4 protein-coding genes are annotated in these 3,575 nt (G+C 63.7%); 2 read left to right on the forward strand and 2 right to left on the reverse strand.

From position 1 onward, the window contains the following. Positions 1–108: 108 nt before the first annotated feature. Complete coding sequence (locus AC5JJ6_RS04510) at positions 109–1,023, reverse strand: DUF1848 domain-containing protein (protein WP_496040899.1); 915 nt, start codon at positions 1,021–1,023, stop codon at positions 109–111. An 80-nt stretch (positions 1,024–1,103) separates the two neighbouring features. Here AC5JJ6_RS04510 and AC5JJ6_RS04515 point away from each other — a divergent pair, with 80 nt between their 5' ends. Then, positions 1,104–1,613: a hypothetical protein gene (locus AC5JJ6_RS04515; RefSeq protein WP_496040900.1), complete on the forward strand. Its 510-nt coding sequence runs from the start codon at positions 1,104–1,106 to the stop codon at positions 1,611–1,613. Between the two features lie 30 nt (positions 1,614–1,643). Here the strand turns inward: AC5JJ6_RS04515 and AC5JJ6_RS04520 are convergent, their stop codons facing one another. Then, positions 1,644–1,847 carry a hypothetical protein gene (locus tag AC5JJ6_RS04520; protein WP_496040901.1) on the reverse strand — a complete coding sequence of 68 codons (204 nt, stop codon included), beginning with the start codon at positions 1,845–1,847 and terminating at the stop codon, positions 1,644–1,646. A 720-nt stretch (positions 1,848–2,567) separates the two neighbouring features. On the opposite strand from AC5JJ6_RS04520, the gene AC5JJ6_RS04525 reads away from it, so the two are divergent. Further along, positions 2,568–3,575: Hsp70 family protein (locus AC5JJ6_RS04525; protein WP_496040902.1), on the forward strand; the 1,008-nt coding region annotated here is incomplete at its 3' end.

A 3,575-nucleotide genomic window follows, 5' to 3' on the forward strand; every position in this document is an offset into this window, starting at 1 on the left:
CGTCCAGCGGCGAAACGGCCGGCAGCCGGATCACCGCCGCCGGCGAAGCGATCGGCTTCGCGCGGACTCCCGGGTACGAAACCTATCCGGGATTGGGCTGGTACGGCGTCATCGTCCAGAAGCCTGCATAGCAGGCTTCAAGCCGCCCGGCCGCAGCATCTCTCCTTCCGGGTCGTGCGCTTTGAGCCGGCGCTGTGCCACGGTGCGGGAGTTGACGGCGTAGCAGTAGGCGCAGCCCTGGGTGCAGGTGTCGTAATCGCCGATGTCGCGGCTCTCGGCACAGTCGCAGCCGGGGCGGTTGCCCTTGCGCCGTCCGGCGACGGGACGTCCGGCGATGTCGCTCAGGCGCTTCAAGTCGATGCAGCGGGCGGCGGACACGCCCGGCACGTCCAGCAGGTGCGGCTGGGTGCACAGCGTCGGCGTCATCCCGGCATCCGCGGCGATGGCCGCCAGACCGGCCAGCAGCTCCCGCTTCTCGTCGATCGGCGGATCGCGCCAGTCGAAGCCGTGGAGTGACGCCGCGGCCCCAAGGTTGCGCTCCGTCTTCCGGTAGGGCTGGAGGAAGGACAGGACGACCTCGTCGGTCGATCCCTTCAGCGCTTCCGCTGTTCTGGCGAAGTTGGCGCGGTGCCAGCACTCGTCCGTCAGCGAGGACAGCACGACGGGATCGTAGCGCCAGACCACGGCGCGCGGACCCCAGCGCCGCGCCAGCGCCCGGATCTGGTCCACAGCGCGGGCCGTCTCCAGCACGTTGGATTCCAGCGCCCGCGGATAGCCCGTTACCGTCATCTGGATCATGAACGGGGTGCCGCGCGCGGCGACCGCGTCCAGCGCGTCGCCGAAGGGAGCGGCGTTGCGGGTCCAGAAGACGAACCCGTCCACGGCATCGGCCGACAGGTCGATCCGATGGGTCCGCCCGCCATAGGGGTTGACCATCAGGCAATGGCCGGCTTCCAGCCGGTTGAGGAACCAGCGGCCGTAGAAGGCAGGAATGTCCGTCTTGTAGCTCGCGGAAATGATCACGCGTCAGGTCCCGTAACTGCGGTAAGCTCGCGGCGATTTCCGGCCACAAGGGCCGGCGCATCGCTAACCCGGACTCCAACATGGCCGATCCAGCTTCGACGCCCTTCAAATGCATCCTCTTCGAAAAACGGGTCCGGTTCCGCCTGCCGGCCGACTGGCTGGAAGGGCAGGAAGCCGGCATCGGCGTCTTCCTGCCGCCGCAGGAAGACGGCGGAACGCTGCGCGTCACCAGCGAGGTGCTGCGCCACGGCGGCCCGCCCGGCGATGGCGATCTGGCTGCCGCGACCCGCGTGATCCTGCGTCAGACGGCGGAAAACTTCGTGCGTCCCGACGACCCGCGCGGCAGCGACCGGGTCATCGACCAGCTTGACGACGGCAGCCTGATCGCCAGCTACAGCGCCCGGACCGAAGCCGATGGCGAAAAGCTCGTGATCTATCTCTGGATGCGCGGGAAGGCGATGGCGGAAGCGGTCACGATCGCCGTCTTCAGCTTCGCCATGGCGGAAGAAAGCGATGGCGACGAGGAGTTCGCCGCCATCGTGGGAATGCTGGATTCTGAAATAAGAGCAGCCGGATTAGGCCAAGGCTGAATATCGGCCAGGATGGAATGAATGCCGGTCTCAGCAGTGACCGGCTTCGCCCGTCATCAGCGCCGCCAACATGTTGGAGCGTGGATCGGCGGCTTGCGCCGCTTCCTCGGCGGCGAGCGACGCCAATCCGACGAAATGGGCGAGATCGGCCAGATCGTTGTTCGCGGCATCGTCGGCCAGGCTGTCAAGGCAGGATTTTATCGCGAGGGCCAGATCGCGACGTCTGTCGGTCATGGTGAAGCTACCTCTGAAAAATAGATCCCGTAAAAATCCGCGCGGCGTAAGCGGTGCCTCCCCGAACACTCGACGTTCGCCTTACACGCCAAACATATAACATAGCCCTTTGGGATTAGGGGATGGATTATTTTCGCCGAGGTAAAAATTGATGGCAACTGTCAATTGAGCATATTGATAAATCTGCACGGGATTACTTTAAGGAATAATTAACTTCAGGCAAAAATTCGGATGTATGCAATATTGTTACTGTTCAGTAATGCAGTTCTTCTTGATTGCAATAGAGACTGTCGGTGGTATGTCATTCCATCGATTCAAATAAGAAGCTGTCCTCCCGGTGTCGGAGCACGGGACCGGCCGGCGCGAAGGGGAAATTTGCGCCTGCACGCGTTATCCGGCGCTGCATCTCTCCCGCATCCGCATCGACCCCGTGGCAGGCCCCGGCCCGTCCCTGCGTCAGCCGGTCGCGCCCCTCCCGGCGGGAAGCGTCTGCCCTGCATCCCCGTGAGCGAGGAACCCGGTTTCCGGTAAATTCTGTGCAAATGAGGCAGGATGCGGCGGTTGCAGCCTTTCACGCACCTGCCTATATCTCCGCTCAGACATAACTCGTTGAAACCCCCAACACCGTTCCATAAACCCCCAGACCTTAGACCAGAGGGGGCCGTGGCGGTGCCGAAGTACCGGGCCGCTGCTGGTCTGCCGTAACAAAGAGGCTGAATGATGAGCAAAGTGATTGGTATCGACCTGGGCACCACGAACTCGTGCGTGGCCGTGATGGAAGGCGGCAGTGCCAAGGTCATCGAGAACACCGAAGGTACGCGCACCACTCCGTCGATGGTCGCTTTCACCCAGGGCGGCGAGCGGCTGGTCGGCCAGCCGGCCAAGCGCCAGGCTGTGACCAATCCCGACAACACCCTGTTCGCGATCAAGCGCCTGATCGGCCGCCGCTACGACGATCCGCTGACCCAGAAGGACAAGGGCCTCGTCTCCTACAAGATCGTCGGCGGCGACAACGGCGACGCGTGGGTCGAGAGCCACGGCAAGAAGTACAGCCCCAGCCAGATCAGCGCCTTCATCCTTCAGAAGATGAAGGAAACCGCCGAGAACTATCTGGGCGAGAAGGTGACGCAGGCCGTCATCACGGTTCCGGCGTACTTCAACGACAGCCAGCGCCAGGCGACCAAGGACGCCGGCAAGATCGCGGGCCTCGAAGTGCTCCGCATCATCAACGAGCCGACGGCCGCCGCACTCGCGTACGGCATGGAAAAGAAGGGCGCCGGCACCATCGCGGTCTACGACCTCGGCGGCGGCACCTTCGACGTGTCGGTGCTTGAGATCGGCGACGGCGTGTTCGAGGTGAAGTCGACCAACGGCGACACGTTCCTGGGTGGTGAGGACTTCGACGCCCGGATCATCGACTATCTCGCCGACGAGTTCCGCAAGGAGCAGGGCATCGACCTGCGCAGCGACCGTCTGGCGCTTCAACGCCTGAAGGAAGCCGCCGAGAAGGCCAAGATCGAGCTGTCGTCCGGCATGCAGACGGAAGTGAACCTGCCGTTCATCACCGCCGACCAGTCCGGTCCGAAGCACCTGAACATCAAGCTGACCCGCGCCAAGCTGGAAGCCCTGGTGGACGAACTGGTGCAGCGCACGATCGAGCCCTGCAAGGCGGCGCTCAAGGATGCCGGCCTGAAGGCGAGCGAGATCGACGAAGTGATCCTGGTCGGC

This window comes from Skermanella sp. (genome assembly GCF_059503625.1).